This is a genomic window from Ruania alba (assembly GCF_900105765.1).
Taxonomy (GTDB): Bacteria; Actinomycetota; Actinomycetes; order Actinomycetales; family Beutenbergiaceae; genus Ruania; species Ruania alba.
Window position 1 is genome coordinate 1,117,712 of the sequence record NZ_FNTX01000001.1, and the last position, 26,791, is coordinate 1,144,502.

21 protein-coding genes are annotated in these 26,791 nt (G+C 68.2%); 7 read left to right on the forward strand and 14 right to left on the reverse strand.

Going from position 1 to position 26,791, the window contains the following annotated elements:
• Positions 1-74 precede the first annotated feature (74 nt).
• The 5 genes from BLU77_RS05270 to BLU77_RS05290 all read left to right on the forward strand — a co-directional run bounded on the left by BLU77_RS05270 (position 75) and on the right by BLU77_RS05290 (position 7,571).
• On the forward strand, positions 75-1,277 hold the full coding sequence (locus tag BLU77_RS05270) for an SPFH domain-containing protein (RefSeq protein WP_245708679.1): 1,203 nt from the start codon (positions 75-77) through the stop codon (positions 1,275-1,277).
• Positions 1,278-1,413: 136 nt separating this feature from the next.
• A complete protein-coding gene (locus BLU77_RS05275) occupies positions 1,414-3,144 on the forward strand; it encodes an ABC transporter ATP-binding protein (RefSeq protein WP_089772004.1) in 1,731 nt (576 codons plus the stop codon).
• 291 nt (positions 3,145-3,435) lie between these two features.
• Entirely contained in the window at positions 3,436-5,340 is a 1,905-nt protein-coding gene (locus BLU77_RS05280) for an ABC transporter ATP-binding protein (protein ID WP_089772994.1), read from the forward strand.
• A 120-nt stretch (positions 5,341-5,460) separates the two neighbouring features.
• A complete protein-coding gene (locus BLU77_RS05285) occupies positions 5,461-6,633 on the forward strand; it encodes a glycosyltransferase family 4 protein (protein WP_089772005.1) in 1,173 nt (390 codons plus the stop codon).
• Between the two features lie 59 nt (positions 6,634-6,692).
• Positions 6,693-7,571, forward strand: a complete 879-nt coding sequence (locus BLU77_RS05290) for a TrmH family RNA methyltransferase (RefSeq protein ID WP_245708680.1) — start codon at positions 6,693-6,695, stop codon at positions 7,569-7,571.
• Positions 7,572-7,617: 46 nt separating this feature from the next.
• Here the strand turns inward: BLU77_RS05290 and BLU77_RS05295 are convergent, their stop codons facing one another.
• The 9 genes from BLU77_RS05295 to BLU77_RS05335 all read right to left on the reverse strand — a co-directional run bounded on the left by BLU77_RS05295 (position 7,618) and on the right by BLU77_RS05335 (position 18,984).
• Entirely contained in the window at positions 7,618-8,562 is a 945-nt protein-coding gene (locus BLU77_RS05295; protein ID WP_089772006.1) for an agmatinase family protein, read from the reverse strand.
• Positions 8,563-8,608: 46 nt separating this feature from the next.
• Positions 8,609-9,859, reverse strand: coding sequence for an imidazolonepropionase (gene hutI / locus BLU77_RS05300; RefSeq protein WP_089772007.1), 1,251 nt, complete (start codon positions 9,857-9,859; stop codon positions 8,609-8,611).
• 107 nt (positions 9,860-9,966) lie between these two features.
• A complete protein-coding gene (gene hutU, locus BLU77_RS05305) occupies positions 9,967-11,664 on the reverse strand; it encodes a urocanate hydratase (protein WP_089772008.1) in 1,698 nt (565 codons plus the stop codon).
• 137 nt (positions 11,665-11,801) lie between these two features.
• A complete protein-coding gene (gene hutH / locus BLU77_RS05310; RefSeq protein WP_089772009.1) occupies positions 11,802-13,376 on the reverse strand; it encodes a histidine ammonia-lyase in 1,575 nt (524 codons plus the stop codon).
• 106 nt (positions 13,377-13,482) lie between these two features.
• A complete protein-coding gene (locus tag BLU77_RS05315; protein WP_175476939.1) occupies positions 13,483-14,112 on the reverse strand; it encodes an HAD family hydrolase in 630 nt (209 codons plus the stop codon).
• A 37-nt stretch (positions 14,113-14,149) separates the two neighbouring features.
• Positions 14,150-14,935, reverse strand: coding sequence for a GntR family transcriptional regulator (locus BLU77_RS05320; protein ID WP_089772011.1), 786 nt, complete (start codon positions 14,933-14,935; stop codon positions 14,150-14,152).
• A 20-nt stretch (positions 14,936-14,955) separates the two neighbouring features.
• Positions 14,956-15,825, reverse strand: a complete 870-nt coding sequence (locus BLU77_RS05325; RefSeq protein WP_089772996.1) for a beta/alpha barrel domain-containing protein — start codon at positions 15,823-15,825, stop codon at positions 14,956-14,958.
• Between the two features lie 33 nt (positions 15,826-15,858).
• Complete coding sequence (locus tag BLU77_RS05330; protein WP_089772012.1) at positions 15,859-17,478, reverse strand: PTS sugar transporter; 1,620 nt, start codon at positions 17,476-17,478, stop codon at positions 15,859-15,861.
• 447 nt (positions 17,479-17,925) lie between these two features.
• Positions 17,926-18,984: an SH3 domain-containing protein gene (locus BLU77_RS05335; RefSeq protein ID WP_089772013.1), complete on the reverse strand. Its 1,059-nt coding sequence runs from the start codon at positions 18,982-18,984 to the stop codon at positions 17,926-17,928.
• 330 nt (positions 18,985-19,314) lie between these two features.
• On the opposite strand from BLU77_RS05335, the gene BLU77_RS05340 reads away from it, so the two are divergent.
• Positions 19,315-20,364 (forward strand): LacI family DNA-binding transcriptional regulator, encoded by a 1,050-nt coding sequence (locus BLU77_RS05340; RefSeq protein WP_089772014.1) that lies wholly within the window; start codon positions 19,315-19,317, stop codon positions 20,362-20,364.
• Here the strand turns inward: BLU77_RS05340 and BLU77_RS05345 are convergent.
• The 5 genes from BLU77_RS05345 to BLU77_RS05365 all read right to left on the reverse strand — a co-directional run bounded on the left by BLU77_RS05345 (position 20,330) and on the right by BLU77_RS05365 (position 25,633).
• Positions 20,330-21,601, reverse strand: a complete 1,272-nt coding sequence (locus tag BLU77_RS05345) for a glycoside hydrolase family 32 protein (protein ID WP_089772015.1) — start codon at positions 21,599-21,601, stop codon at positions 20,330-20,332. The genes BLU77_RS05340 and BLU77_RS05345 overlap by 35 nt on opposite strands.
• A complete protein-coding gene (locus BLU77_RS05350) occupies positions 21,598-22,476 on the reverse strand; it encodes a carbohydrate ABC transporter permease (protein WP_089772016.1) in 879 nt (292 codons plus the stop codon). The genes BLU77_RS05345 and BLU77_RS05350 overlap by 4 nt, the downstream gene beginning before the upstream one ends.
• Positions 22,477-22,487: 11 nt before the next feature.
• The gene (locus BLU77_RS05355; protein ID WP_089772017.1) at positions 22,488-23,429 is read right to left on the reverse strand and encodes a carbohydrate ABC transporter permease; all 942 of its coding nucleotides are present in this window, start codon (positions 23,427-23,429) and stop codon (positions 22,488-22,490) included.
• A complete protein-coding gene (locus BLU77_RS05360; protein ID WP_089772018.1) occupies positions 23,426-24,826 on the reverse strand; it encodes an extracellular solute-binding protein in 1,401 nt (466 codons plus the stop codon). The genes BLU77_RS05355 and BLU77_RS05360 overlap by 4 nt, the downstream gene beginning before the upstream one ends.
• Before the next feature lie 111 nt (positions 24,827-24,937).
• Positions 24,938-25,633, reverse strand: a complete 696-nt coding sequence (locus tag BLU77_RS05365) for a TetR/AcrR family transcriptional regulator (RefSeq protein ID WP_089772019.1) — start codon at positions 25,631-25,633, stop codon at positions 24,938-24,940.
• A gap of 139 nt (positions 25,634-25,772) precedes the next feature.
• Here BLU77_RS05365 and BLU77_RS05370 point away from each other — a divergent pair, with 139 nt between their 5' ends.
• The gene (locus tag BLU77_RS05370; protein WP_089772020.1) at positions 25,773-26,774 is read left to right on the forward strand and encodes an NAD-dependent epimerase/dehydratase family protein; all 1,002 of its coding nucleotides are present in this window, start codon (positions 25,773-25,775) and stop codon (positions 26,772-26,774) included.
• Positions 26,775-26,791 lie beyond the last annotated feature (17 nt).

Genomic DNA, 26,791 nt, shown 5'->3' on the forward strand with positions numbered 1-26,791 from the left:
CGACAACACCATCACAGACGAAGCAGGGACCCGGCGTCAGCTCGGGTCCACCACCACCATCGAAGGGGTAACCAGTGGGTGACGCAGGAGCCATCATCGGCTTGATCATCATCGCCCTCGTCGCGTTGTTCGTGATCGTCGCGATCTCGCGTGCGATCCGCATCGTGCCGCAGGCCGGTGCGCTGATCATCGAGCGGCTCGGCCGCTATCAGTCCACCATGTATGCGGGTCTGCACTTCCTTATCCCGTTCGTCGACCGGATCCGTGCCGGGGTCGACCTGCGTGAGCGCGTGGTGCCGTTCCGCCCGCAGCCGGTGATCACCTCCGACAACCTCGTGGTGAGCATCGACACCGTCGTCTACTACCAGGTGACGGACCCGAAGGCGGCCACCTACGAGATCGCGGACTACATCCAGGCGATCGAGCAGCTCACCGTGACCACGCTGCGTAACATCATCGGTTCGATGGACCTGGAGCAGACCCTCACCAGCCGTGACCAGATCAACGGTCAGTTGCGTGGTGTGCTCGATGAGGCCACCGGTCGGTGGGGTATCCGCGTGAACCGGGTCGAGCTCAAGGCGATCGACCCGCCGCCCAGCGTGCAGGGCGCGATGGAGCAGCAGATGCGTGCCGAGCGGGACCGTCGTGCGGCGATCCTGACCGCTGAAGGTGTGAAGCAGTCCGCGATCCTCACCGCTGAAGGTGAGAAGCAGTCCGCGATCCTGACCGCCGAGGGCCAGGCGCAGGCCGCCATCCTCAAGGCGCAGGGTGAGTCCCGCGCGATCCTTCAGGTCTTCGACGCGATCCACCGCGGCGACGCCGACCCGAAGCTGCTGGCCTACCAGTACCTGCAGATGCTGCCGGAGATCGCCAACGGCACCTCGTCCAAGCTTTGGGTCGTTCCCACCGAGCTCACCGCCGCCCTTGGGTCGATCTCCTCGGCCTTCGGCGACGGCGGGCCCAGCGGTGGCGGCGGCGTCAGCGGCGGCGGAGCCCCCTCCTCGGGTGGCGGCGGCGAGACTCGCCGCGAGAAGCGCGAGAAGGACCTCGAGCACATCGAGGGGCTTGACGTGGAACTGCCGGAGACATCCCTGCAGGACCCTGCGGAGGCCCTTCGCGAGGCCCGCGGCCAGGCGACCGAGGCGACTGCTGAGGCCACTCAGGCTGGCGAGACCTCCGGACGTCCGTTCGACCCGTCCAGTGCAGCAGGTCAGCGTCCGCCGGAGGGCGAGGAGCCACCGCCCGCCCCGCAGGAACCGTGGCAGCCGCACCAGTGACGGGGCAGGAGCCTCGAGGCTGACGCTCTCTCACGCGAATCCCTCGTCGATCTGGTCGGTGACAGCCGCCAGATCGACGGGGGATTCGCGTATGCGGCGTGGAAATTGCTTTCCTGACGCGGTGTAAGTTCGTGGGGTGCTCGGTCTTCTTCGCACCTCGCTGACCCCGTATCGCGGTGCTATCACCCTGGTCTGCCTGCTGCAGCTGGTGCAGACGCTCGCGGCCCTGTATCTGCCGAGCCTGAACGCCGACATCATCTCCCAGGGGGTGGTGCTCGGGGACACCGATCTGATCTGGCGGATCGGTGGCCTGATGCTGGCCGTCAGCGCCGTGCAGGCCGTGACGAGTGTCGTCGCGGTCTACTTCGGCGCTCGGACGGCCATGTCGCTGGGTCGAGATCTGCGCGACGACCTGTTCACCCGCGTGATGCGCTTCTCCACCCAGGAGATGTCCGCGTTCGGGACACCGTCGTTGATCACTCGCTCGACCAACGACGTGCAGCAGGTCCAGATGTTCGTGTTCATGTCCCTGACGGTGGTGATCATGGCGCCGATCATGCTGATCGGTGGCGTGATCATGGCGGTGCGGGAGGACCCCGGACTGTCGTTGCTGCTGGTGGCGGTGGTGCCGGTGCTCGGCGTCACGATGGCCTTGGTGGCGATGCGCATGGTGCCCTACTTCCGCTCCATGCAGAAGCGGATCGACCGGGTGAACGGCATCCTGAGGGAGCAGATCACTGGGATCCGGGTGGTACGCGCTTTCGTGAAGGAAGCCGACGAGGCTCTCCGGTTCGGTAGCGCCAACGCGACCTTGCGGGACGTGGCCGTGAAGGTCGGGCGCGTGATGGCGTTCGCGATGCCGATGGTCATGCTGATCGTGAACATCGCATCGGTGGCGGTGATCTGGTTCGGTGGCAGGCGGGTGGACGCGGGCCTGGCCGATATCGGTTCTCTGGTGGCCTTCCTCTCGTACCTGATGTTCATCCTGATGGCCGTGATGATGGCCACGATGATGTTCATGTTCGCCCCTCGAGCGGCCGTCTCCTCGGAACGGATCCAGGAGGTGCTCAGCTCGGAGCCGACCGTGCACCCGCCGCAGCAGGGACAGCGACCCACGCACGTTCGGGGTCTGGTGGAGATGGCGGGTGTGACGTTCCACTACCCGGGCGCCGAGAACGACGTGCTGCACGAGATCGACCTGACCGCACGCCCCGGAACCACCACCGCCATCATCGGTTCCACCGGGTCGGGGAAGAGCACGCTGCTGCACCTGGTGCCGCGCCTGTTCGACGTGACCTCCGGTGCGATCGGGATCGACGGGGTGGACGTGCGCGACCTCGACCCGGCGGTGCTCTCCTCGGTGATCGGACTGGTGCCGCAGAAGCCGTACTTGTTCACAGGGACCGTCGCGTCGAACCTGCGGTACGGACGCGCGGACGCCACGGACGACGAGCTCTGGGAGGCGCTGCGGGTCGCGCAGGCGGAGAACTTCGTGCGCTCCATGGACGGCGGGCTGGACGCAGCGATCGCGCAGGGCGGGACCAACGTCTCCGGTGGGCAGCGGCAGCGGATCGCGATTGCACGTGCCCTGGTGCGCCGGCCGGCTGTGTACCTGTTCGACGACTCCTTCTCCGCCCTGGACTATGCGACCGACGCGGCGCTGCGCGCTGCCCTGTTCCCGCGCACCCGCCAGGCGAGTGTGATCGTGGTGGCGCAACGGGTGGCCACGATCCGTGGGGCGGACGAGATCCTGGTGCTCGAGCACGGCCGCGTGGTGGGGCGCGGCACCCATGAGCAGCTGCTCGCCGAGAATCCGACCTATCAGGAGATCGTGGCGTCCCAGCTCACCGCGGAGGAAGCAGCATGAGCGCGAGGAGCCCCCGCGTAGGTACGGCGAGGAACGAGGTGTGCCGGAGTGAGGCACCGCAGTGCTCAGGCAAGGAGAGCACAGCATGAGCGCGAGGAGCCCCCGCGTAGGTACGGCGAGGAACGAGGTGTGCCGGAGTGAGGCACCGCAGTGCTCAGGCAAGGAGAGCACAGCGTGAGTGATCCGAACGACGTCACCGCCGGGGAGCGTGCCGACGACTCCGAGCTGCAGGCGCAGGCGAAGGTCGAGGAACGGCCCCGCCCGGGGGGCGGCCCTGCCGGCGGTCTGGCGATGCCGACCGAGAAGCCCAAGGATCTGCTCGGTGCGGCACGCCGGATCGTCGGTGCGCTGCGGACGGACCGCATCTGGGTGCTCGTGGCCGTGCTGCTCGGGGTGGTCGGCACCGTCCTGACCGTGATCGGTCCGAAGATGCTCGGCAATGCCACGAACATCATCTTCGACGGTCTCGTCGGCCGCGAGCTCGATCCGCAGATGACGCGGGAGGAATGGATCGACGCGCTCCGTGCGTCTGGGGAGCACACGCGGGCGGACACCCTCGAGGGGATGCCGAACCTGGTCCCGGGCCAGGGAGTGGACTTCGATCGGCTCGCCGCCAGTCTCGGGATCGTGGTGGTCGTCTATGCCTGCGCCTTCCTGTTCACCTGGTTGCAGGGGCGCATCACCACCACGGTGGTGCAGCAGGTGGTGTTCCGGCTCCGGGAACAGGTGGAGACGAAGCTGAACCGCCTCCCGTTGCGCTACTTCGACCGGCAGGCCCGCGGTGAGGTGCTCTCCCGGGTGACCAACGACATCGACAATATCGCCCAGAGCCTGCAGCAGACGCTCTCCCAGCTGATCACGTCGGTGCTGACCGTCGTCGGAGTGGTCGCCATGATGCTGTGGATCTCCTGGCAGCTCGCTTTGGTGGCGCTCGTGACCATCCCGCTCTCCGCCGTCGTGGTGGGGCAGATCGCGAAGCGGTCGCAACCCGAGTTCGTGGAGCAGTGGAAGCGCACCGGAACGGTGAACTCCCACGTGGAGGAGATGTACACCGGGCACGACCTGGTGCGCGTGTTCGGCCACGAGCAGGCGGCGGTGGACACGTTCCAGGAGGAGAACGAGCGGCTCTACCGTGCCTCGTTCCGAGCCCAGTTCATCACGGGCACCATCCAACCGGTGATGGGCTGGATCGCGAACCTGGGGTACGTGGCGATCGCCGTGCTCGGAGCGTTGCGGGTGGCCTCGGGCACCATGTCGCTCGGTGACGTGCAGGCGTTCGTGCAGTATTCCCGGCAGTTCTCCCAGCCGATCACTCAGATCGCGTCGTTGATGAACCTCATGCAGTCCGGCGCTGCCTCCGCCGAGCGGGTGTTCGACCTGCTGGACGCCGACGAGGAGGATGCCGACCCGCGTGCTCCCGAGACGCTCGGCCCCGTCTCCGGGCGGGTGGCGTTCGAGGACGTGTCCTTCTCCTACACGCCCGAGCGCCCGCTGATCGAGGACCTCTCCTTCGTGGCGGAGCCGGGTCAGACGATCGCGATCGTGGGGCCGACTGGTGCCGGGAAGACGACACTGGTGAACCTCATCATGCGGTTCTACGAGGTGCAGGGTGGTCGAATCACCTTCGACGGGACCGATACCCGTCACCTGACCCGGGGCGAGCTGCGGTCCAACATCGGCATGGTGCTGCAGGACACCTGGTTGTTCGGCGGCACCATCGCCGAGAACATCCGGTACGGCTCGCACCGGGAGGTCAACGACGCCGACCTCGTCGCCGCCGCCGAGGCCACCGGTGTGGACCCGTTCGTACGCACCCTGCCCGACGGGTACGAGACCCGGATGGACGACGAGGGTACCGATGGGACGGCGGTGAGTGCGGGGGAGAAGCAGCTGCTCACGATCGCCCGCGCGTTCCTCGCCGACCCTGCGATCCTCATCCTGGACGAGGCCACCAGCTCGGTGGACACCCGCACCGAGGTGCTCGTCCAGGATGCGATGAACGCGCTGCGCAAGGGCCGGACCAGTTTCGTGATCGCGCACCGGCTCTCCACCATCCGCGACGCCGACGTGATCCTGGTGATGGAGTCGGGCGCGATCGTGGAGCAGGGCAATCACGCGGACCTGCTCGCCGCCGGCGGTGCGTACGCACGCCTGTACCAGGCCCAGTTCGCGGCCGCCGCCGCCGAGGTCGAGTAGTAGCGGCAGCGTCGTGATCGGCGCGGGGCCATCGGCGTCACTCTTTAGGGTGAGTGAACACAGGCAACATCCGCCTCTGGGGTGATCCGTTCTCGCGCCCCGATCTGCCACGATGCTCGTGTGCGCATCGCTGTGGTCGCCGAGTCGTTCCTTCCGCAGGCCAATGGGGTCACGGTGACCCTGCTGCGGTTGCTGGAGTACCTTGCCGCGAACGGGGACGAGGTGATCGTGCTCGCGCCCGCGGCGGGCCGTGGCCAGGACTCCGTGAGCGTTTACGCCGGTGCCAGCGTGCGGCGTTTCCGTGCCGTCCCGCTGCCGGGGTACAGCGAGCTGCGACTCTCCACACCGCGGGTGCGCACGCTGGAGGAGCACCTGCGGTGTTTCGACGCCGACGTGGTGCACCTGGCGGCGCCGTTCATGCTCGGATGGCAGGCGATCGGTGCTGCGCACACCCTGGGCCTGCCCTCGGTCGCGGTCTACCAGACCGAGGTGCCCAGCTACGCCAAACGGTACAAGGTGCGCCAGATCGAACCGCTGCTGTGGCGCCGGATCGAGGACATCCACAAGAGCGCCACGCTCTCCCTCGCGCCGTCCAGCTACGCCTGCCAACAGCTCATCGACCGCGGCGTGCACCGGGTCGCCGTGTGGCCGCACGGGGTGGACCGGGAGAGGTTCTCCCCGGTGCATCGTGACGAGGCACTGCGCACGTCGTTGCTCACCGATGGTGAGGTGCTCGTCGGTTACGTCGGACGCCTGGCACGGGAGAAGCAGGTGGAGGACCTGGCGGTGCTGCAACAGCTGCCGGGCGTGCGGGTGGTCGTGGTCGGTGACGGCCCGCGGGAGGAGTGGTTGCGTCGTACGCTCCCTGGTGCCGTGTTCACTGGCCGGCTCGACGGCGCTGAGCTGCCCCGGATGATGGCCTCCCTCGACATGTTCGTGCATACCGGCGAGATGGACACCTTTGCGCAGACGATCCAGGAGGCGCAGGCCTGCGGGGTTCCGGTGATCGCCCCGGCCCGGGGCGGTCCGATCGACCTCGTCCAGCACGGCGAGACCGGCTTCCTCTACCAACCCGGCCAGCTCGACGCGATGCGCCAGTACGTCGCCACTCTGGCCGCGAACCCGGTGCGACGGGCAGAGATGGGCCTGGCGGCGCGGGACTCGACGGCGGAACGCACCTGGGAGGCCGTCAACCACCAGGTCACCGTGCACTACCGGAACGCCATCTCCTTCTCCGCGCGGGACCGTGCCGCGGGCCACCGTCCGGCCCGCCGCTGGTTGCTCACCCGCTGAATCGTGCGCCCGCCACGGTGGGCGGGCGGTGCGTGGATCCGGCCCTATAGGGTCTGCTGGTGCCTTGTCTCACTCTCACTGCCGACGACCTGAGTGGCGACCTGCTCGCCGACTACACCCGGCTGACCGACGTGGCCCTGCGCCGTCGGCTGGAGCCTGAGCGCGGGCTGTTCATGGCCGAGTCCTCCACGGTGATCCGGCGCGCAGTGCGGGCGGGCTACCGGCCGCGGTCGTTCCTGATGGCGCCGCGGTGGCTGCCTGACCTGCAGGACCTGCTGCGTGAGGTGGGCGCCGGCGAGCACGGGGAGATCCCGGTCTACCTCGCCGAGGAGGACCTGCTGCGCACGATCACCGGCTTCCACCTGCACCGCGGGGCGCTCGCGGCCATGCACCGGCCGGAGCTCCCGCCGGTGGCCGATGTGGTGGATCACACGAAGGTGAACGGTTCCAACGTGCGCGAACGACCTTCACCAGCGGCCAACTTACGACGTTCACGTATCGCGATTCTCGACTCCTTGGTCGACCATACGAACGTTGGCGCGTGTTTTCGCTCGGCTGCAGCCATGGGTGTCGACGCCGTGTTGGTGACACCGCGCTGTGCGGATCCCCTCTATCGCAGAGCCATCCGCGTGTCGATGGGCACGGTCTTCCAGGTGCCGTGGACGCGGATCGATCCGTGGCCGAGCGGTGTCGAGCAGCTCAAGGCGGCTGGTTACGTTGTCGCTGGCATGACCCTCGGGGACGGCGCGATCACCCTCGACGAACTGGTCGCCGAGGACCATCAGAAGCTGGCTCTGGTGTTCGGGACCGAGGGACACGGGCTTGGGCCGCAGACGGAGAAGGTACTCGATCGAAGGGTGACGATCCCGATGATGGGCGGCGTCGACTCTCTCAACGTCGCGGCGTCGTCAGCCGTCGCGTTCTACGCGACGCGGTGACAGAGGCGAAGCCTGGAAGCACTGCCCCTCGATCTCCTGACGAAGCTCAGGATTCGAGGCGCTGCACCAAGCCGGCTGCCGCTTCGAGCACGCAGAGCGCCGCCAGCCGCACGGTGCGGCCGTCGGGGGCGTCCGCAGTTGCGTCCACCTCCGCGATATCGATGCCTCGTACCCGCGCATCGGCGGCGAGTAGCCGGGTGAAGCGGCGCAGTTCGTACGCCTGGATGCCGCCCGGAATCGACGCGGGGCATCCCGGCGCGACCGAGCGATCGCAGACGTCGACGTCGAGGTCGACGTGGATGGGTCCACCGCCGCCGCCGGCCACGCACAGCGCTTCGTCCACGATCTCGGTGATCGACCGGTCGTGGAGCTCGTCTCGGTGGATGACCGTGATGCCCAGCTCCCTCGCGCGCCGCCGGTAGGCGAGCGAGTTGGCGAAGTCGGCGATGCCGATCTGCACAATGCGCCGAGGGTCGAGACCGGCCTCGACGAGACGCCGCACCGGCGAGCCGTTGCTGCGCCCGTCGCGAAGATCGTGGTGGGCGTCGAGCGTGATGAGGCCGGCTGTGGCGAGTTCGTCGCCGGCCACACCGAGCGCGGCGGGCACCGTGAGTGCATTGTCGCCGCCCAGCGCCACGACAAGCTCTGCCCGACGGGCGAGATCGGCGATCTGAGCCACAGCCACCCGCTCGCCCGTGTCATTGTCGGGGTCTGCGACGTCGCCGGCATCGACGATGCGCAATGCCTGGTCGAGGACCGTCTCCGCCTCGGAGCCACGCCTCCCGAAACGTCCCGGGGCGACGACGTGACCCGAGTACCGGCGCAGCGTCTCGCGCACTGCTCGAGGCGTCTCGTGCGCCCGGGTCGGGGAGAGTGAGGTGCGAGAGGTCGGGATGCCGATCAAGGCCAGATCGAACTCCGGGACCTGACCGGCGCCGGGCCATCCGCCTGTCCTGGGCCAATTGGGATCATGTGAAAGGGCAAGCGGCATGACGTGTGGTCCTTTCGATCCGAGGCGGTGCGTCGTAGAGCCGATATCAGACGTCACTGCTACTCCATGGAGAGACTACGTACTCGCCCGCTCGCCACGTGGCTACGGTGAGCGGCATGCCGGGTCGATAGGCGAGGTGCGTCACGGACGGCGCATCGAGTAGCTGTAGGTCGGCGCGCGCACCGGGACGAATCGCTCCGACGGCGGGCTGAGCGATGCCGCGCGGATCGCACCAGCCGTCCTCGTACATGCCGAGTGCGATCGCGCCGCCCATCGTCGCCGCGCGTACGGCGTCCTGGATCGTGAGCCCCATCTGCAACACCGCGGTGGCGACGCAGAACCCCATCGACGATGTGTAGGAGGTTCCTGGATTGCAGTTCGAGGCGATCGCGAGCACCGCGCCGGCGTCGCGCAGGCGACGAGCCGGCGCCAGTGGCATCCGAGTCGACAGGTCACAGGCGGGTAGCACGGTCGCTACTGTGCCCGGATGCCCTGATCCACCGTCCCAACTCGACCACGAATCCGCGATCGCGGCGACGTCGGCGTCGTCCAGGAAGCCGAGATGGTCGACGCTCCTCGCGCCGTACTCGACGGCGAGGAGTGCACCCGGACCGTGGCCGAGCTGGTTGCCGTGCACGCGGCGCGAGAGCCCTGCGGCGCGAGCCGACGCGAGGACGCGGCGCGATGCCTCCTCGTCGAAGGCGCCGCTCTCGCAGAAGACGTCCACCGCACTCACGTGTGGCGCGACGGCGTCGAGCATCGGACCGGTCACGAGGTCGAGATACTCTGTCGGATCCTTGCCGGAGGGAATGACATGCGCCCCGAGGAAGGTGACCGCGTCCACGTGGCGTCCGGCGATCTCGGCGGCGCGCACCTCATCGGCGACGGTAAGGCCGTACCCCGTCTTCGTCTCGAGGGTTGTCGTGCCGCCTCGGTTCGCCTCGGCCACGAGCCGCTTGAGATTCGTCTCGAGCTCAGCGTCGGACGCTGCGCGAGTCGCCTCCACGGTCACATTGATGCCGCCCGCGGCATATGTCTCGCCCGACATGCGAGCCTCGAACTCGGCCGTTCGATCGCCCGCGAAGATCATGTGCGTGTGCGAGTCGACCCACCCGGGCAGCACTGCCCGACCCCCGGCGTCGAGGCGTTCGTCGGCGGCGGGGGCGCGGTCGGTGGCGCCGACCCAGGCGATCCGGTCGTCCTCGACGACCACGGCGGCGTCGCGGAGGCGCCCGCCGTTCGCTTCGTCGTTCGTCGTGAGCTCACCGATGCTCTCGATCAGCAGGGCGTTCGTCATGGTCTCCTCCGGGTCGGCGGTGTGCTGGGCGAACGGCGACGGGATCAGGCCGCGGGCGAAACGGATCCTGCGACCGGTGCGCGCGTGGCGCAGATCGGGGCCTGGTCCTAGCCGGTATCGCCGGCGTCGCGAACGGTTCCTTGCATCGGCACGCGTACACCGCGCTCGGCTGCGACGTCGACCGCGCGCTGGTAGCCCGCGTCGACGTGGCGGATCACGCCCATGCCCGGATCGTTTGTCAGCAGGCGCTGCAGCTTCTCGGCCGCGAGCGGGGTGCCATCGGCCACCGAGACCTGCCCCGAGTGGATGGAGCGGCCGATGCCGACGCCTCCGCCGTGGTGCAGCGACACCCAGGTAGCGCCCGACGAGGTCGCCGTCAGCGCGTTGAGCAGCGGCCAGTCGGCGATGGCGTCTGAGCCGTCGGCCATCCCTTCGGTCTCGCGATAGGGCGACGCCACGGATCCCGAGTCGAGGTGATCCCGGCCGATCACGATCGGCGCCTTCAGCCGGCCCTCAGCCACAAGTTCGTTGAAGCGCATGGCTGCCGTGGCCCGTTCGCCGTAGCCGAGCCAGCAGATACGGGCGGGAAGTCCCTCGAACTCGACACGTTCCTGCGCGGCACGGATCCAGCGGTGCAGGTGCTCGTTCTCGGGGAAGAGCTCGAGGATGGCCGCGTCGGTCACGCGAATGTCCTCGGGGTCGCCCGAGAGGGCCACCCAGCGGAACGGGCCGAGGCCCTCGCAGAAGAGCGGTCGGATGTAGGCGGGTACGAAGCCGGGGAACTCGAAGGCGCGGTGGTAGCCGGCCTGACGGGCTTCGTCGCGGATCGAGTTGCCGTAGTCGAAGACCTCCGCGCCAGCGTCTTGGAACTCCACCATTGCTCTGACCTGAGCCGCCATGGCATCGCGGGCGTCCCGCGTGAAGCCCTCAGGGTCAGCAGCCGCGCGAGCCTGCCACTCCGCGACGGTGTAGCCGGTGGGCAGGTAGCTGAGCGGGTCGTGCGCCGAGGTCTGGTCGGTCACGATGTCGATCGTGATCTCGCCTGCGCGGTGGCGGCGCAGGATCTCGGGGAACACCTCGGCCGCATTGCCCACGAGGCCGATCGACCAGCCGGTCCCCTCGTCCTTGGCTCGCTGCGCTCTGGCGAGCGCCTCATCGAGGTTGGAGACGACTTCATCGAGGTAGCGCTTGCCGGCGCGGCGGTGCAATCGGCTCTCGTCGACGTCGACGATGAGGCAGGCGCCATCGTTGAGGGTGACGGCGAGAGGCTGTGCGCCGCCCATGCCGCCGCAGCCGCCGGTGAGCGTGATCGTGCCTGCGAGGGATCCTCCGAACCGCTTGCGGCCGATCGCGGCGAAGGTCTCGAAGGTGCCCTGCAGGATGCCCTGGGTGCCGATGTAGATCCATGATCCGGCGGTCATCTGGCCGTACATGGTGAGTCCTGCGGCCTCGAGCCGGCGGAACTCGGGCCAGGTCGCCCAGTCGCCCACGAGGTTGGAGTTGGCGATTAGCACGCGCGGTGCCCAGACGTTCGTGCGGAAGACACCGACCGGTTTGCCCGACTGCACGAGCAGGGTCTCGTCCTCTTCGAGAGTGCGGAGGGTCTCGACGATCGCGTCGAACGCCTTCCAGCTGCGCGCCGCGCGGCCGGTGCCACCGTAGACGACGAGGTCGTCCGGGCGTTCGGCGACCTCGGGGTCGAGGTTGTTCATGAGCATGCGCAGCGGAGCCTCCGTCTGCCAGCTTTTCGCGGAGAGCTCCGTGCCGCGGGGTGAACGGACGGGGCGCGCGCCGGGGAGGGCCATCGGGATCCTTTCGCTGGGTTCCGCCTGGTCGAGGCGGGGCCGGTAACTTCTATCTCAGCACGTGCTGACCACCCGAACAACGGGACTCTGCGCCATCGTGTCCGGATCTATGAGGGAGTGCGGTCGCCGCGAGCCGATCAGTCGAGCGGGCCGACGGCCTCCTCCGCAGCGGAGAGGATCGTCCCGGCGCAGACCATCTCCACCGCGCGTTCGATATCGGGGGAGAGGTACCGGTCCTCGCCCACGCCGGCGACCTCGGCTCGCAACGCCGCCACGACGGCGGCGGTGGCCGGTGCCGCGGCCAGAGGCGCGCGGAGATCCAATCCGCGTGCGGCCGCCATCACCTCGATGCCGATGACCCGCTGAAGCGCGTCGATCGCCCGGCGCAGCTTGCGGGCGGCGGACCAGCCCATCGAGACATGGTCTTCCTGCATGGCGGAGGACGGGATCGAATCGACGCTTGCGGGGGACGCGAGCCGCTTCAGTTCGCTCACCATGGCCGCCTGCGTGTATTGGGCGATCATCAGCCCGGAATCTACGCCCGGCGTCGCGGCGAGGAAGGCGGGAAGGCCGTTGGATCGGCTGGGATCCAGGAGGCGATCGGTGCGCCGTTCGCTGATCGAGGCGAGGTCCGCCGTCGCGATGGCCAGGAAGTCGAGGACGTAGCCGACCGGTGCTCCGTGGAAATTGCCATTGCTCTCGATCCGCCCGTCCGGCAGCACGACAGGGTTGTCCACAGCACTGGCTAGCTCGATGTCGGCGATGCCGGTCGCGTGAGCGATGGTGCTGCGCACGGCACCGGCAACCTGTGGTGCGCACCGCAGCGAGTATGCGTCCTGGACCACGCTGCAGTCCTCTCCGCGATGGCTGGCGACGATCTCCGAACCGGCCAGAAGCCTGGTGAGGTTCGCGGCGCTGGCGGCCTGCCCAGGATGCGGCCGCACGGCCTGCAGATCGGCGGTGAACACCCGATCTGTCCCGAGCAGAGCCTCCACGCTCATCGCCGCGGCCACATCCGCCGTGCGCACCGCCCGGTTCAGGTCGTGGACCGCGAGTGTGAGCATGCCGAGCATCCCGTCGGTGCCGTTGATCAGCGCGAGCCCCTCCTTCGCTGCGAGGGTGAGTGGGCCGAATCCGAGCTCGGCGAGCACCTCGCCGCTCGGGCGGACGATCCCGCGCTCATCGCGCACCTCACCATCACCGATGGCCGCGAGGGCGCAGTGCGCCAGAGGGGCGAGGTCTCCAGAGCATCCGAGAGAGCCGAACTCGAACACCACGGGAGTGGCGTCCGAGTTGAGGAGGGCTACGTAACGGTCGGCGACCTCCGCGCGGACACCGGTGCGACCGGTGGTGAAGGTCTGCAGGCGGAGCAGCATGAGCGCACGTACGACCTCCGCCTCGACCTCCGGTCCGGATCCGGCGGCGTGCGACCGAATCAGCCCGGTCTGCAGCCGCTCCCGCGACTCGACGTCGATCTTGCGGGTCGCGAGGGCACCGAACCCGGTGGAGACCCCGTAGATGGCTCGATCGGACCTCGCGTGATCGTCGACGATGCTGCGTGCGGCGCGCATGGCGATCCGTGCGTCCTCGGAGATCTGAACGCCGGCCCGGTACCGGGCGACGGCGACGACCTGGTCGATGCTCAGGGGCGCGTCCCCGACCGTGACCGTCGACGCTGCGAGGTCGACTGCTGAGTTGGGCGCTTGATTCATGCTCCTCCTTCGAAGGGACAGCGACGTTCTGACGTGGGCGGGCGGAAGGGTGCACATCGTCGGTGCGCAGTCATGGCCCTGCGGGTCGGTGGCCGCGGTCGCGCGGTCATGCCGGCGCCTGCGTATTCAGTAAGGGGCGCACGTCGATCACGTCGGCACCGGCCTGAAGCGCTGCGCGGATGCCCTGATCGCTGTCCTCGTAGACCAAGACATGGTTGCCGTTGTCGACGCCGAGATGCCGCATAGCGAGCAGATAGCCCTCCGGGTCCGGCTTGCCGTGCTGCAGGTCGTCCCGGGTCACGATGGTGTCCAGCCGCTCTTCGAGCCCGTGCAGCCGCAGCAGTCCTTCGATGTTGGACCTGTTCGAACCGGTGACCACCCCGACCTTGCGGTCTCCAGCATCCAGGAGGACAGCGAGGACGGGTTCGACGGGTGCGATCTCGTGCAAGCGGTCCTCAGCGTAGGCGTCTCGGTCTCCGAGCACCGTGCCCGCATCCGCTCCGGAGCCAGCGATGCGTGCGGCCTCCTCGACGATCCCTCGAGCAGAGAAGCCCGAGTGTGCGTGAAACCAGTCTTCTGTGATCGCGATGTTGTGCAGCAGCAGAGCATGCCGCAACGCTCGGAAATTGAACCCGTGATTGTCGAACAGCGTGCCGTCCCAGTCGAAAAGGAGCGAGCGCACATGCTCTCGCGGCCGAAGGTCGGCGGGTTTGAAGGCAAGGGCGACTTGAGGCATGGCCATCTTCCGGGTGGGATTGCGCCAGCGACACCGGCTACTGCGGCGCGAGAACGAGGCGCGGGGGAACGAACTGGGTGGCGGGATTGCTCCCACGGGGGATGGAGAACCGGAACGTGTAATGGCTGCGCCGATACAACGACCGAACGGACACGATCGGTTGCTCGTCCTGATCGACGACGGTGCCCTGCATGAGGAAGCTGGACGTTCCGGTCGGCTCGTGCAGCAGGCCCGACTGACGGCTGTCGAGATCGGCGATGTCCAGCTCGAATACGCCGATTTGCAACCTCACCCCGAACAGTTCCTCCAGGGTGTCGTAGATCGACACGCTCGCGAGATCCAGGTCGCGCAAGCCCGCGAACCGCGGCCAGGGCAGCAGAAGTCTCTCCAGGGCAACCGGCTCGTCGTTCGCCTGTCGGACACGCTCGATCGACAGGAGCTTCGTGCCCGACAGAAAGAGGTCGGGTCCGCCACCGGCAGCCTTCTCCGAATCGATGATACCGACCGCCACGACCCGGGAGCTGGGTACCCGACCGGATGCGCGGATCTGCTCGGTGAACCCGAGCAGCTCCCGTGCTGTGTAGGTGAGGCGGCGGGTCGCAACGAATGTGCCACGACCCGCCGTCCTCACCACGAGCCCCTCGTTGACCAGCCGGGTGACCGCGTGCCTGGCGGTACCGCGGCTGACGTCGAACCGCTCCGCTAGTTCCAACTCGGTGGGCAATTGTTCGCCGTCGCGGAGGCTGCCGTTGTCGATCTGCGAGCGTAACTCCTGGTACATCTTCTGATGAAGGGTGGTGCGACGCGTTCTGGCGGCAACCATGACTCAGATCATCCCATAGCTCAGGAGGAGGGCACGGGCACGGCCGTACCGATGTACTTGGACGCCGTTTCGGCGACCGCACGTCGGGCGACGTCGTCGAAGGATGTGCCGACCACGATCACGTGCACCCCAGTGCCGCGGAACGCATGATAGTTGTCGGCGTTGATGCCGCCCTCTGCGAGGGTGGGCACGGACACTGCCTCGGTGAGGGCGGCCAGACGCTCCTTGATCTCGCCGGGGATGTCCCCGGCCTCGGTGCCGCCGTAGGACATGCCGGTCATCAGGCCGATCATGTCCACGCCCTGGTCTTCCATCCGGCGCGCGACAGCGGCGACCTCCTCCGGTGTTCCCGCCGGAATTCCGAACGGGTGACGGTCGTCGGGATGGGCGATGTACGCGTCGACGGTGAGACCGTGGCTGTGCGCCATGGCCACCCAGGCGTCGAGGTCCTGGAAGCACGACTTGTGAGTGTGCAGACCGTCCGCGCCCGCGCGGGCGAGGTCGTAGAAGTGCCGTTCTCCCAGGTCCACGGGCTGCAGCTCGGTGAAGCCGCCGGGAATCCCCACGGTGACGAACACGTCTGGACCCGCCACCGCGCGCACGCCCTGGACGACGCGATCGATCTCGGTCAGATCGAGCTCGTGGCGGACGGCTTCGGCGTTGTGCATGTCCTTCACGCCGTGCAGGCCACGGGCCAGCGCGATGGCGGGGTGGTTGGGTTCAAGCATGCGCACACCGGCGTCGACGACGGCCTTGGCCAGGCGGGCGTCGTCGGCTGTGATACCCGTGCTCAGCAGAGTGGTGCCGCCGTGATCGTTGATCGCGTTCCACACCTTGGCCATCGCGTGCTCACGGCGGCGCTCCATATCGGCGGACTGGAAATCGTTCATCATTTGTGATGCCTCTCGTGCTACAGGAATGATTCAGACTGCGGAAGGGACCTGGCGAGCCTTGCGGATAGCGGCGAGGTTCGCGAGAAGCGTCAGGGTGAAGGAAAGCGCTGCGGTCGCGACCATCGCAACGACCATTCCCAGGGCGTTCGTCGCGATGAATGGGGCGACCATCGCGGGCAGATAGGCCGTCGCCTCGACGCCGAACAGCCCGACCAGAGTGCCTCCCATGGTTGCGGAAACCAATGCGATCCCGAAGACCTTCTTGTCGCCGAACATGAACGGATAAGACGACTCCACGAATGTGCCGAAGAAGAAGTTCACGCCTGCCCCCGATCCCGCCAGCGCCCGCTCCCCGGAGGTGCGCGGCTTGACGACGTTCGCGAGGGTGATACCGAGAGACACCATGACCAGAGCGACCATGTCGATAGCGCCGAAGAAGCTGTGTCCCTTCTGCCCCATCTCGAGCAGCACGAGCGGGAGGATCACCGAGTGGTATACCCCACCAATGATCGCTGGCCACATGGCCAAGCCGGCGAGAGCGCCAGCGAGAAGCGGGCTGAAGTCGACCGTCCACTCGATGCCGTACTTCACCCATTCGCCGAGGAGGCTGGTGAACGGAGCGAGAAGGAAATAGACCACAAGGCCGGGCAGTAGACCGGCGAGCGCCCCGGTCACGATGTTCGCGGTCGTGGCCGGGAATCGGTGCGCCAAGGTCCACTTGATCAGCCACGACACAACGAGACCGGCGAGGACGCCGCCGACGAGGCCGCCAAGGATGCCCCCCTGCTGGGACAGGATGCCTGCGATGGCGCCCGCGACGAGTCCGACCTCGTCGAGGCCGCTGACCTTACGTGCGGCAACGGCCGCGACGACGATCGGGAGGCCCGCGATGAGCGCGTCGAAGACCGGAGTCAGCCCGTCCAGCCACGGAATCTTGCTGACGGCAAGCACGAGAGCCAGGGCGATGAAGGCGGGGATCGAGCCGACCATGATGCCGCGGATGCTGATGCGGCGCCACGCGGCCTCCTCCGTGGCTGCATTGGTCGAGCCCGCTGAGGAAGAGCCGAGGACCGGGCGGTACTTGACCTTCCAGTGGCGGGCGAGGCCGGAGACGTACGACACTGCGCGGGTGGAGCTCGTCGTGCCGGTGGTACCCGAGGCGGATACCAGATTGACCCCGAGCTGCTGGGCCTTGGCGATGGAGCTCCCACCGGTTCCGGCAGCGGGGATGCCGGCCTTTGCGGCGGCAGCGATCGTCTGCGCGTTCGTGTCCGTCGGATCGGCGCTCATCAGAATGAGACCGTCGATCTCGCCGGAGGTTACCTTGGCCGCCAGGCGCTCGTCGTAGGAACGGGCGATCTCATTGATCTCACCGAGAGTGCCGGTCTCGAGGACGATCGGGGTGCCGTCGTCGATCCCCCAGAGCTCGGCGGGGGTGGACTGCGAGACGCCGTCCATCGACGACGAGGCGCTGACGAACTGCACCTCGCCGAGTGTGAATCCGGCGGCCGCGAGTTGCTGCTGCACATCGCGGATGAGCTTCGCCGGATCGTTACCGCCGTGACTGCGGAGATTTCCGCCGCTACTGCCCAGAACGGCGACGGAGTGAGTCGTCGTGCCGCTCTGCACGTCTCCATGATCATCGGCCATCGAAGAAGTCCCTTCAGAAATGTGTATACATTTATGGGGACGTTAGCTCACGACCGCTCGCCCGTCAAGCGCAGTGTTACGGGCGAATCGTCCACCTCAAGGGGTGGTCCAGCTTCGGTTGGGTATTTGTATAGATGTTTGGCTGCATCGGGTGCACGAGCTCGTCGATCTCGAGGTCCACGTCGCCGACATGCATCAGCCGCGTGCTCCTGTGGCGGATCGTCGCCCCGTGACAGTGGCCGTGATCGGTGGCAGCGGTCTAGCGCCGGCCACATGTCACTCGGCATCACCGAGGAATAGCGTGGAACCTTGCTGGTATCCAGGCTCTATCCGATCAAGCCATCGTCGGGCCATGGCGAGCGCCAGGACGGGGCCGAGACCATCGCGAGATGGGACTGCTGCGCACCTTCGACCTCTCAGGCCTTTCTGAGAGCTCGCCGCAGGGGCCTACTTGACCTTCTTCAGCCCCGCTTCGAGGACCGAGGCCAGGTTGTAGGAGTGATGGTCCTGCCCGCGCAGGACCGTCCTGGACGTCCTGAAGCCCTTGCTCTTGTAGAGACTGCGCCCCTGGGCAGACGCTGTGTAGGCGCTCCAGCTCTGGGCGTTCGAGCTCTGGCCGACACCGTCCTTGGACCCGACGAACCAATGCATGTCGAAGTTGCGCGTGAAGGAGCTCGGGGGAGTGCTGATGCGGATGTTCCTTCCATCGCTGCGTCCCCCACCACCGGCGAGCAGGATCGCGCCTCCGTAGCCATATGAGCCCTGAGAGCGGCGAGCCAGTTCATAGGTGATGAATTCGGCCCCACCGCTGTAGCCCATGTAGACGGTCCGGCTCCTGGTGATGTTGCCCGTCCTGCGCAAGTGCTGATCGAGCTTGCGGAGCATCACAGCATTCGTGGCGGTCCTTCCCCACCACGTGTAGCCCAGGCTTGAGATGTATCCCTGGCGGGGGATGCGCGGAATCACGAGGATCTTGTTGTCCCTGGCTGCGACCTCGGCCATGGCTGCGGCCGTCGCGCCCCTGGTGTGCTCGGAGACCGCCTGTGAATATCCGCGCCGGTAGTAGTCACCGTCGAGGAAGATGACCATGCCGACTCTCCTGCTCCAGTCGACCCCGCCGTCGATCGTGGCGTAGCTCAGACCGGCGTAGCGCTGATTGTGGGCTGTCGGGATGCGCGCGGACGACGATGACCTGGCGGACGTGCTGGAGGTCACCCTGATGACGTACCTGTGGGAGACATAGCCGGTCCTGCCCCGGTAGGTCACCTTGTACCAGCCGTTGGAGGCACGGTATATCGACGTCACCTTCGCGCCTCTGGGGAGCGTGGCCAGACGTGTGGACGAGGCCGTGGCACGCTGGCGCAGATTCAGCGGCGCAGTCGTCTGGATCGTGACCCTCGAGGTCAATCTGCCCCGACTGACGTCGACACCCGGTGCGCGAGCCGCGACGTCGAGGAAGGGGACGGTGGAAGCCGCGGATGTGGCAGGAACGGCAGTCGGTCGCATAGATGCAGACACCGAAGGAGCGCTCGTACTGAGGGTCGCAGCGGCGATCACCAATGCGGCCAGGAGGGAGCGGGCTGTGCTGGTGATTCGCTGACGTGCCACGACGACCTCTCACATGGATGCGAATATCCTGAGTGGAGCGAATATCCTGAGTGAACCTGAGTATGGCCCCTCGGAGCCAGGCCCGTGGTGCGAATCGGACCCCGATCGATCGCGGGCCAGGAACGTCGGATCGGCGCCTTCCGGTCGAACCGGAGTGGCGGGGGCAGGCGTCGCACGCCGGGGCATGGGTGATGCGTACACTCCTGACACGTATCAGGAGGGAGCACCGTGACACGACGACCGACGAGTGCCGACGTGGCCCGCCGTGCGGGGGTCTCGCGCACGGCCGTCTCGCTCGTGCTGAACGGCCGCGACTCGGGCAACATCTCCGCCGAGAACGCCGCACGCATCCACGCCGCCGCGGCCGAGCTCGGCTACCTGCCGAACTCGGCAGCGGTGAACCTTCGGCGTCGCTCCACCGCCACCATCGGCATCGTCACTGACGAGATCACCCAGAGCCCGTTTGCCGGCCACCTGCTGCAAGGAGCCAGGGAGGCGGCGTTCGAGCGTGGATTCGTCACCATCGTGGCCGATTACGGCAACGACGCCGCCCGCGAGGAGACGCTGGTGCAGACGCTGCGTGCTCGGCAGGTCGATGCCTTCCTGCACGCGGCCATGTCGATGCGTGCGTACACGCCGCCGACGCAGATGCTCGAACTGCCCACGGTGCTCGCCAACTGCTTCAGCGCCACCGGTCCCGCCGGCGTGCTCGCCGACGAGGAGCAGGGCGGCTACCTGGCCGCCCAGGCGGTCTTCGCGCAGGGACACCGCCGCGTGGTGATGCTCGCCGGGGTCGACGAGCCCGCCGAGGGTCGCCCGGCCCGTAACCCGGCCACCGAACATCGGGTCCGCGGTTTCGAGCGGGCCGCCGCCGAGGCGGGCGCTACCCAGGCGCCGGTGATCGACGCCGGCTGGCAGATCGGCGACGGGGTGCACGGGGCCACCCAGGTGCTGGATGCGCCTGCCTCGCAGCGCCCGACGGCGATCGTGGCCGCCCGTGACCGGGTGGCCGTGGGGGTGATCCTCGCCGCCGCACGGCTGGGCTTGCGGGTGCCCGAGGATCTGTCCGTGGTGGGCTACGACGACGAGAGCCAGGTGGCGGCGGGCATGGTGCCCGCGCTGACCACCGTCGACCTGCCGCACCACCACATCGGGCGGCAGGCCATGCAGACCCTGCTCGCCCACCTGCTTGACGACACACCCCTACCGGAGTCGGACATCCTGGTGCCGTGCCGGCTCGTGGTCAGGGAGTCGGTGGGCCCAGCTCCCAGCCGGTGACGGCGGAGCTCGCCTCGATCTGCCAGCATTCCCCGGCCTGGGGGTAGGCACGCAGGGTGGTGGCGACGCCGTCGACGAACGCCTCGATCACCGACCCGTCCACGAGCACCCGCACGTGGTCGGCGTCCGCGGGCGCGGACCAGATCTCCCGGTCGCCGGCGGCACCGGTCAGGGTGAGGTGCACCGCACCGCGGGTCTCGATCTCCCAGGCCGGCACCTCGATGGTGAGCTCGGCGTCCTGGGGGAGTGGCCGCCGGCGGAGCGCGGTGAGCTCGGCGGCGGGTGCGCTGCGCACCTGGGTGCCCTCCGCCGTCAGCTCGCGTGGGAAGGTGAGGCAGCCCGCCCAGCCGGCCGCGTCGATCTCGGCCTGTGGGCGATCGCGGCCCTCCCAGGTCCAGCCCCACAGCAGCACACGCCCCTCGTGAGCGAGGGCCTGCGGGGCGTAGAAATCCGGACCCGAATCGAGACGGTGCCCGCCGTTCGGCACGAACTGCGGGTGCGGCCCGGTGGTGTCCAGGTCGCCGAGCAGCACCGTGACGCCGTCCAGCTGCGGCACGCCCGGTTCGTCGTGCCAGAGCGAGACGATCAGGGCCCACGTCCCGGTCCCGGGGAGCCGCACCAGCTGTGGGCACTCCCAGATCTGGGCCAAAGCGAGCTCGCTCGCGATCCGATTAGTGCCGGTGAGCAGTTCCCCGAGAAGGGTCCAGTGCTCCAGGTCGGTGGCGTCGTAGACGAGCACCAGCGGCGTGCCGTCGGTGCGCCCACCGCCGACGATCGCGTACCGGCGATCGGCGACGGTGACCAGGAACGGGTCGCGCACCTCCCGCAGGTCGGGATCGGCGGGCGGGGGAGCGGCGAAACTCTCCGCGGCCCGCCAGGTGCCGTCCTCGCGGCGCGCAAGGGCCATCCCGGCGTTGGCCGGGTCGTCCGGAACGGCCGTGTACACCAGCACTGGTTCGCCATCGGCGACGGTGGCGACCCCGCTCCACACGCCGGCGGCGTCGATGGTCCCGGCGCGGGGGCGCAGCGCCACCGGTTCGTCGGTCCACGTGACCAGGTCCGGCGAGGTGGCCAGGCCCCAGCAGATGTCGGCGTGGACCGGTGCGTCCGGGTTGTACTGGTAGAACACGTGCCACCGGTCGTCGAAGAACCCGATGCCGTTCGGGTCGTTCACCCAGCCCTGCGGTGGACGCACGTGCAGGTGCGGGAACGGGGCGAGCGTGGTGGTGACGGTCACTTGGACACTCCTGCGGTGAGGCCGGCGCGCAACGGTCGTTGACCGACCAGAAACACGACCAGCGCGGGGATCATGGAGAGCACGACACCGGCGAGCACCACGGAGATGGAGCCGGTACCGAGGTTCCCCTGGAGCGAGACCAAGCCGAGCGGCAGCGTGAAGTTCTGCTCGCTGATCGAGAAGATCAGGGGCCGGAAGAACTCGTTCCAGTGGAAGTTGAAGGCCAGGATGCCCACGATGGCCATCCCGGGGAGGGCGAGCGGCGCATAGATGCTGCTGAAGGTGCGCAGCGGTCCCGCGCCGTCGATCGAGGCGGCCTCACCGAGTTCGACCGGCAGTCCCAGGAAGTACTGCCGCATCAGGAAGGTGCCGAACGCCGTCGGGAGGGCCGGGATAATCAGCGCGAGCAGCGTGTCCGACAGCCCCATCCCGCGCACCAGCATGAAGACCGGCACGATGGTCACCTGTGGCGGCACCATCATGGTGGCCAGCACGAGGGCGAACCACAGCTGCCGGCCACGGAACTCCAACCGGGCGAAGGCATAGCCGGCCAGGGCCGCCGTCAGCATCTGCCCGGCCGCGATGATGCCCGTGACGAGAGCCGAGTTGAGGGTGAGCAGGCCCATGTTGATCTGGCTGAAGACCTCGACGTAGGGCGTGACGTCCGGATCGGTGGGGATCAGCTGTGGGGGCAGCGTGAACGATTCGGCCGGGGAACGGAGCGACGTCGAGATCGTCCAGATCACCGGACCGAGGGTGAGTGCCGCGGCCACGACGAGGAACGCCAGCCGGGCCACCGAGGACGGTGCGGGAATGGTCCGCCGGGGCCGCGCCGTGCGGGTCCGCGGCGGGGCGGGAACGGTAGTGGTCGTCATGACGGCGTTCCTCACTGGTAGTGGACGTAGCGTCGGGAGAGCCGGAACTGCAGTGCCGTCACGGCCATGATGAGTGCCATCAGCACCACGCCGACCGCGCTGGCGCGGCCGAACTCGAGCTGCCGGAAGGCGGACTCGTAGATCACCATCACCGCGGTCCGGGTGGTGTCACCCGGGCCACCGCGGGTGAGCACCCACGGCTGGTCGAACACCTGCAGCGCGGCGATCACGCTCATCACGCAGGCCACCAGCATCGTGGGGGAGAGCAGCGGCAGGGTGATCGTGCGCAGTTGGCGCCACCCGGTTGCCCCGTCCAGTGAGCTCGCCTCGTAGACGTCCTCGGGGATGGCCGCGAGGCCACCGACGAAGAGCAGGAAGGTGAACCCGAACTGCTGCCAGACGTAGACCAGCACGACCACTGCGGCCGAGGCGCTGCTGGACAACCACGGCACACCCGGGATCCCGAGGAGGGAGAGCAGCCAGTTGACCACCCCGAACTCCTCGTTGAACAGGTACCGCATCACCACCGACACGCTTGCCGCGGACAGGATCAGCGGGAAGAAGAAGACCGAGCGGAAGAACGTGCGCAACCACCCCGGCAACCGTTGCGAGACGAGGACTGCCAGGGCCAGGGAGACGGCGATCTGCAGGGAGACGGCCACCACCACGAACGCGAGCGTGTTCAGGAACGAGCGGCTCACCGTCGGGTCTGCGGCGATGTCGGCGAAGTTCTGCAGGCCGGCGAACTCGGGCGGGCTGATGATGTCCCAGCGGAAGAACGCCAGACCGATCGACGCCACGATCGGCAGCAGCGTGAACACGCCGATGCCGACGATCGTCGGGGCGAGGAATACCCAGATGACGGCGCGGCGCTTCCACGCCGGACCCTGCGCGACAGAGCCACCCGCGGCCGTCGGTGCCGCCGCCGAGCGGGTTCGTGCGGGTGCGCTCATGGCTGCCTCCTCAGGGCCAGCGTCAGGTCGCGATCCAGGGCGGCCAGGGCCGGTGCCACATTGCCTGCGGTGCCGCTCACCGCGCTGGAGATGTTCTTGATGAGGGCGGACTCCACCGCGGCCTGCTGCGGAGGAGCGGGGATCGGGCCGGTCGTCGGGAACCGGTCGAGGGTGTCGTAAAAGACCTCCCAGTGCCGCGGCCCCTTCTCGGCGTACCGTGCCTCGTTCACCATCGACCGACGGGTCGGCGTGGTGGTGGGCTGCGGGTAGGCGAGCTCCATGGCCTCGCGGGAGGCGGTGAACTTCACCCACTCCCAGGCGGCATCCTTGCGCGGCGAGGTGGACATGATGGCGTACCCGGCGGCTCCGAACTGGTGCCGCTGGCTGCGCCAGCCGGGGAAGAACTGCACGTCGAAGTCCTCGGCACCCATCCCGGCCTCGTGCAGGCCCTGCACCCAGTACCCGCCGGCGGGGGTACTCCCGATCCGCCCTGAGGCGAACAGGCCCACGAGGGCGCCACCGCCACCTTCCTCCGGACGGGTGCCGAGCCCGTCGGCCACCAGGGTCCGCAGGAACTCCACGGACTCGGCGACCCGCGGTGCCCCGGCGTTCGACTCCAGCCAGCGGTAGCCACCGCTGCGCTGCTCACCGGGGTAGAAGCGGTCCCAGAACCACTGGCCACCAGGGGCGGTGGACTCGGTGAGGAAGCTGGTCTCGTTCACGTACAGCCACGGCACGAGACCGCCGAAGAGCCGGTTCGTCCAGAAGTACGGGACGAATCCGGGCTCGCTCGCAGCGCGCATCGCGCGGAGCATGTCCACGAAGTCGTCCTTGGTCCAGTCCGCCGGGGGCCGGTCCAGCCCGGCGCGGTCCAGGGCGGAGGCGTTGTAATAGATGTTCGCGGCGTTGAAGTCCGTGGGGAGCTGGAACAGGCTCCCCTCGTACATGAACGCCTCGAGGAGGGTGGGGTGCACGTCGTCGAAGTACTCCTCGAGCTCGTCGGCATCCCGCAGCACGTACTCGTCCAGCGGCTCGGCCATCATCGAGGCGAACAGTTGGGTGCCCTCGGTGGCCACGTTCACCACGTCCGGTGGGGTGCCGGCGGCGATCATGGTGAGGATCTTGGAGAAGAAGTCGCCCCAGTCGTTGCCCTGGATCCCCATGATCCGGACCTCGATGTCCGGGTGGATCCGAGCAAAGGCATCGACGAGCCCTTGACGTGCGGCGGCGTCCTGCGCCGTGCCGAGGACGGCGATGGTGAGGACGTCGTCGTCGCGCCCGGGGATGTCCTGGCCGCTGAGGCGTGGCCAGGCAAGGCCGAGTCCGGCCAGCCCGGCGGCGCCCAGCCCGCCGAGTGCGAGGCGCCGAGTGATCTCGGCATCGAGTGGTGGTGGCATCGTCGCACTTTCTCCTACCTGTCACGTGTTACCTAACACGTGACAGGTAGCATGCACGACGCCGTGTCGGCTGTCAAGGGTGCTGGGTTGTGAGGTGACGGGCCGGTCAGGTCAGGCGGGAAGGCCGAGCGTGTCGGCGAGCAGGGTGAGCTGTTGCGTGAACAGCGCGCCGGGGTCGGTGAAGGTGTCGGTGCCGTACTGGCCGAAGAGTTCGGCGGTGATCGCGCCGATGAGGCCGCTCCAGGCGAGGAAGGTGCGACCGAAGGTGTCGTCGTCCCCGGTCAGGCCAAGCTCGGCGCGCATGGTCGCATAGTCCCGGGAGGGGGTGGCCGATGGGGTGGCCGGCGGGGGGTCGAGCCGGCCAGCTCGATGTGCATCCTCGACCAGAGTGGCGAGGGTCATGAGCACCCGGGTGCCGGGGCCCGTGGTCTGTTCCCCCGGGGCGTGATAGCCCGGGACCGGGGTCCCGTACAACAGGGCGTACATCGCGGGCTCGTCCCGCGCCCAGTCGCGCACCGCTGCGCCGAGGGTAAGGAACTGCGTGCGGTAGTCCAGCGGTTCCACTGTCGCCAGGGCCTCGTCGACGGCGTCGGCCAGCTCGGTGTACCCCTCCACGAGGAGGGCGGTGAGCAACTCATCACGGCTCCGCACGTATCGGTACACCGCGGAGGAGACCACGCCCAGGTCCCGCGCCACGGCGCGTAGCGACAGGCCGGCGGCGCCGTGACGGGCCAGATGTTCCCGGCCGATGCGCAGGATGTCCTGCTCGGTCTGGGCGCGGGCTCGTTCGCGTGGCGTGGGGCTCATGCCTTGATCCTGACGCGTTCAGTGAGCGGGTGCAACAAGAGTGAGCAGTGCTCTTGTTTTCTGGCGATGGCCATGCCACTCTTGAAAGCGAGAGCAGTGCTCTCGTGTTTAGATTCGATTCGACCCCTCAGGAGACGCCATGTCCTCGTTCCACCTCGTCACCGGCGCCGGGCCTGTTGGCGCCACCCTCGCTCTGCAGCTCGCCGAGGCAGGGAAGCAGGTTCGGTTGCTCACCCGGTCCGGGAGCGGGCCCGATCATCCAGGGATCGAGCGACGCAGAGTAGACGTCGCCGACCGTGCTGCGTTCGCGGCAGCGGCCAGGGGCGCACAGGCGATCCACCACTGCATCCACGGCTCACGGTACGACGCGCGCACATGGCGCTCCGAGCTCCCGCGCGCCGAGCGGGTGGTGCTGGACATCGCGGAGGAGGCGGACGCCGTCGTGGTCTTTCCGGAGAGCCTGTATTCCTACGGCCCGGGAGATTCCGTGATGACCGAGGAAGGCTACGGACGTGCCACCGGTGGGAAGCTAGGCGTGCGTACGGAGCTGCTCGCCGCGCGAGAGGCACATGCGGCGGCGACGGTGAGTGTCGCGGCATCGGACTTCTACGGGCCACGCGTGCGGATGGCGCATGCGGGGGAGCGGTTGGTGCCGACGGTGCTGGCCGGAAAGACGATGCGGGTCGTCGGGAGCCTCGACCAGCCGCACTCGTTCACCTACGTGCCGGACCTCACGCGCGCGATGATCGCCGCCGCTGCTGATCGCACACTATGGGACTCGTTCCTGCTGGCTCCGACCGCTCCGGCGCTCACGCAGCGTGAACTGATCACCGCCGTGGCTGAGGCCGCGGGAGTGCGTGTGCCCCGGATGGCTGTCGTGCCGGTCGGGGTGCTGCGCGCGGGCGGGCTCATCTCGCGCGAGATGAGGGAGCTGGCCGAGACGGGGTACATGTTCGACCGTCCGTTCGTGATGGACTCCACCGAGAGTGAACGCGTGCTCGGACTGTCCGCGACCCCGGTCACGGTGGGGCTGGATCGGACGGTGCGGTGGTGGCGCGATGTGAGCGCCGGCTGGAATGACGATGGCCCCCGAGGCGGTACGACCGTCCCGGAGGCCATCGCGAGTGAGCCGACCCCCTGAGTCAGCTCACTGATCAG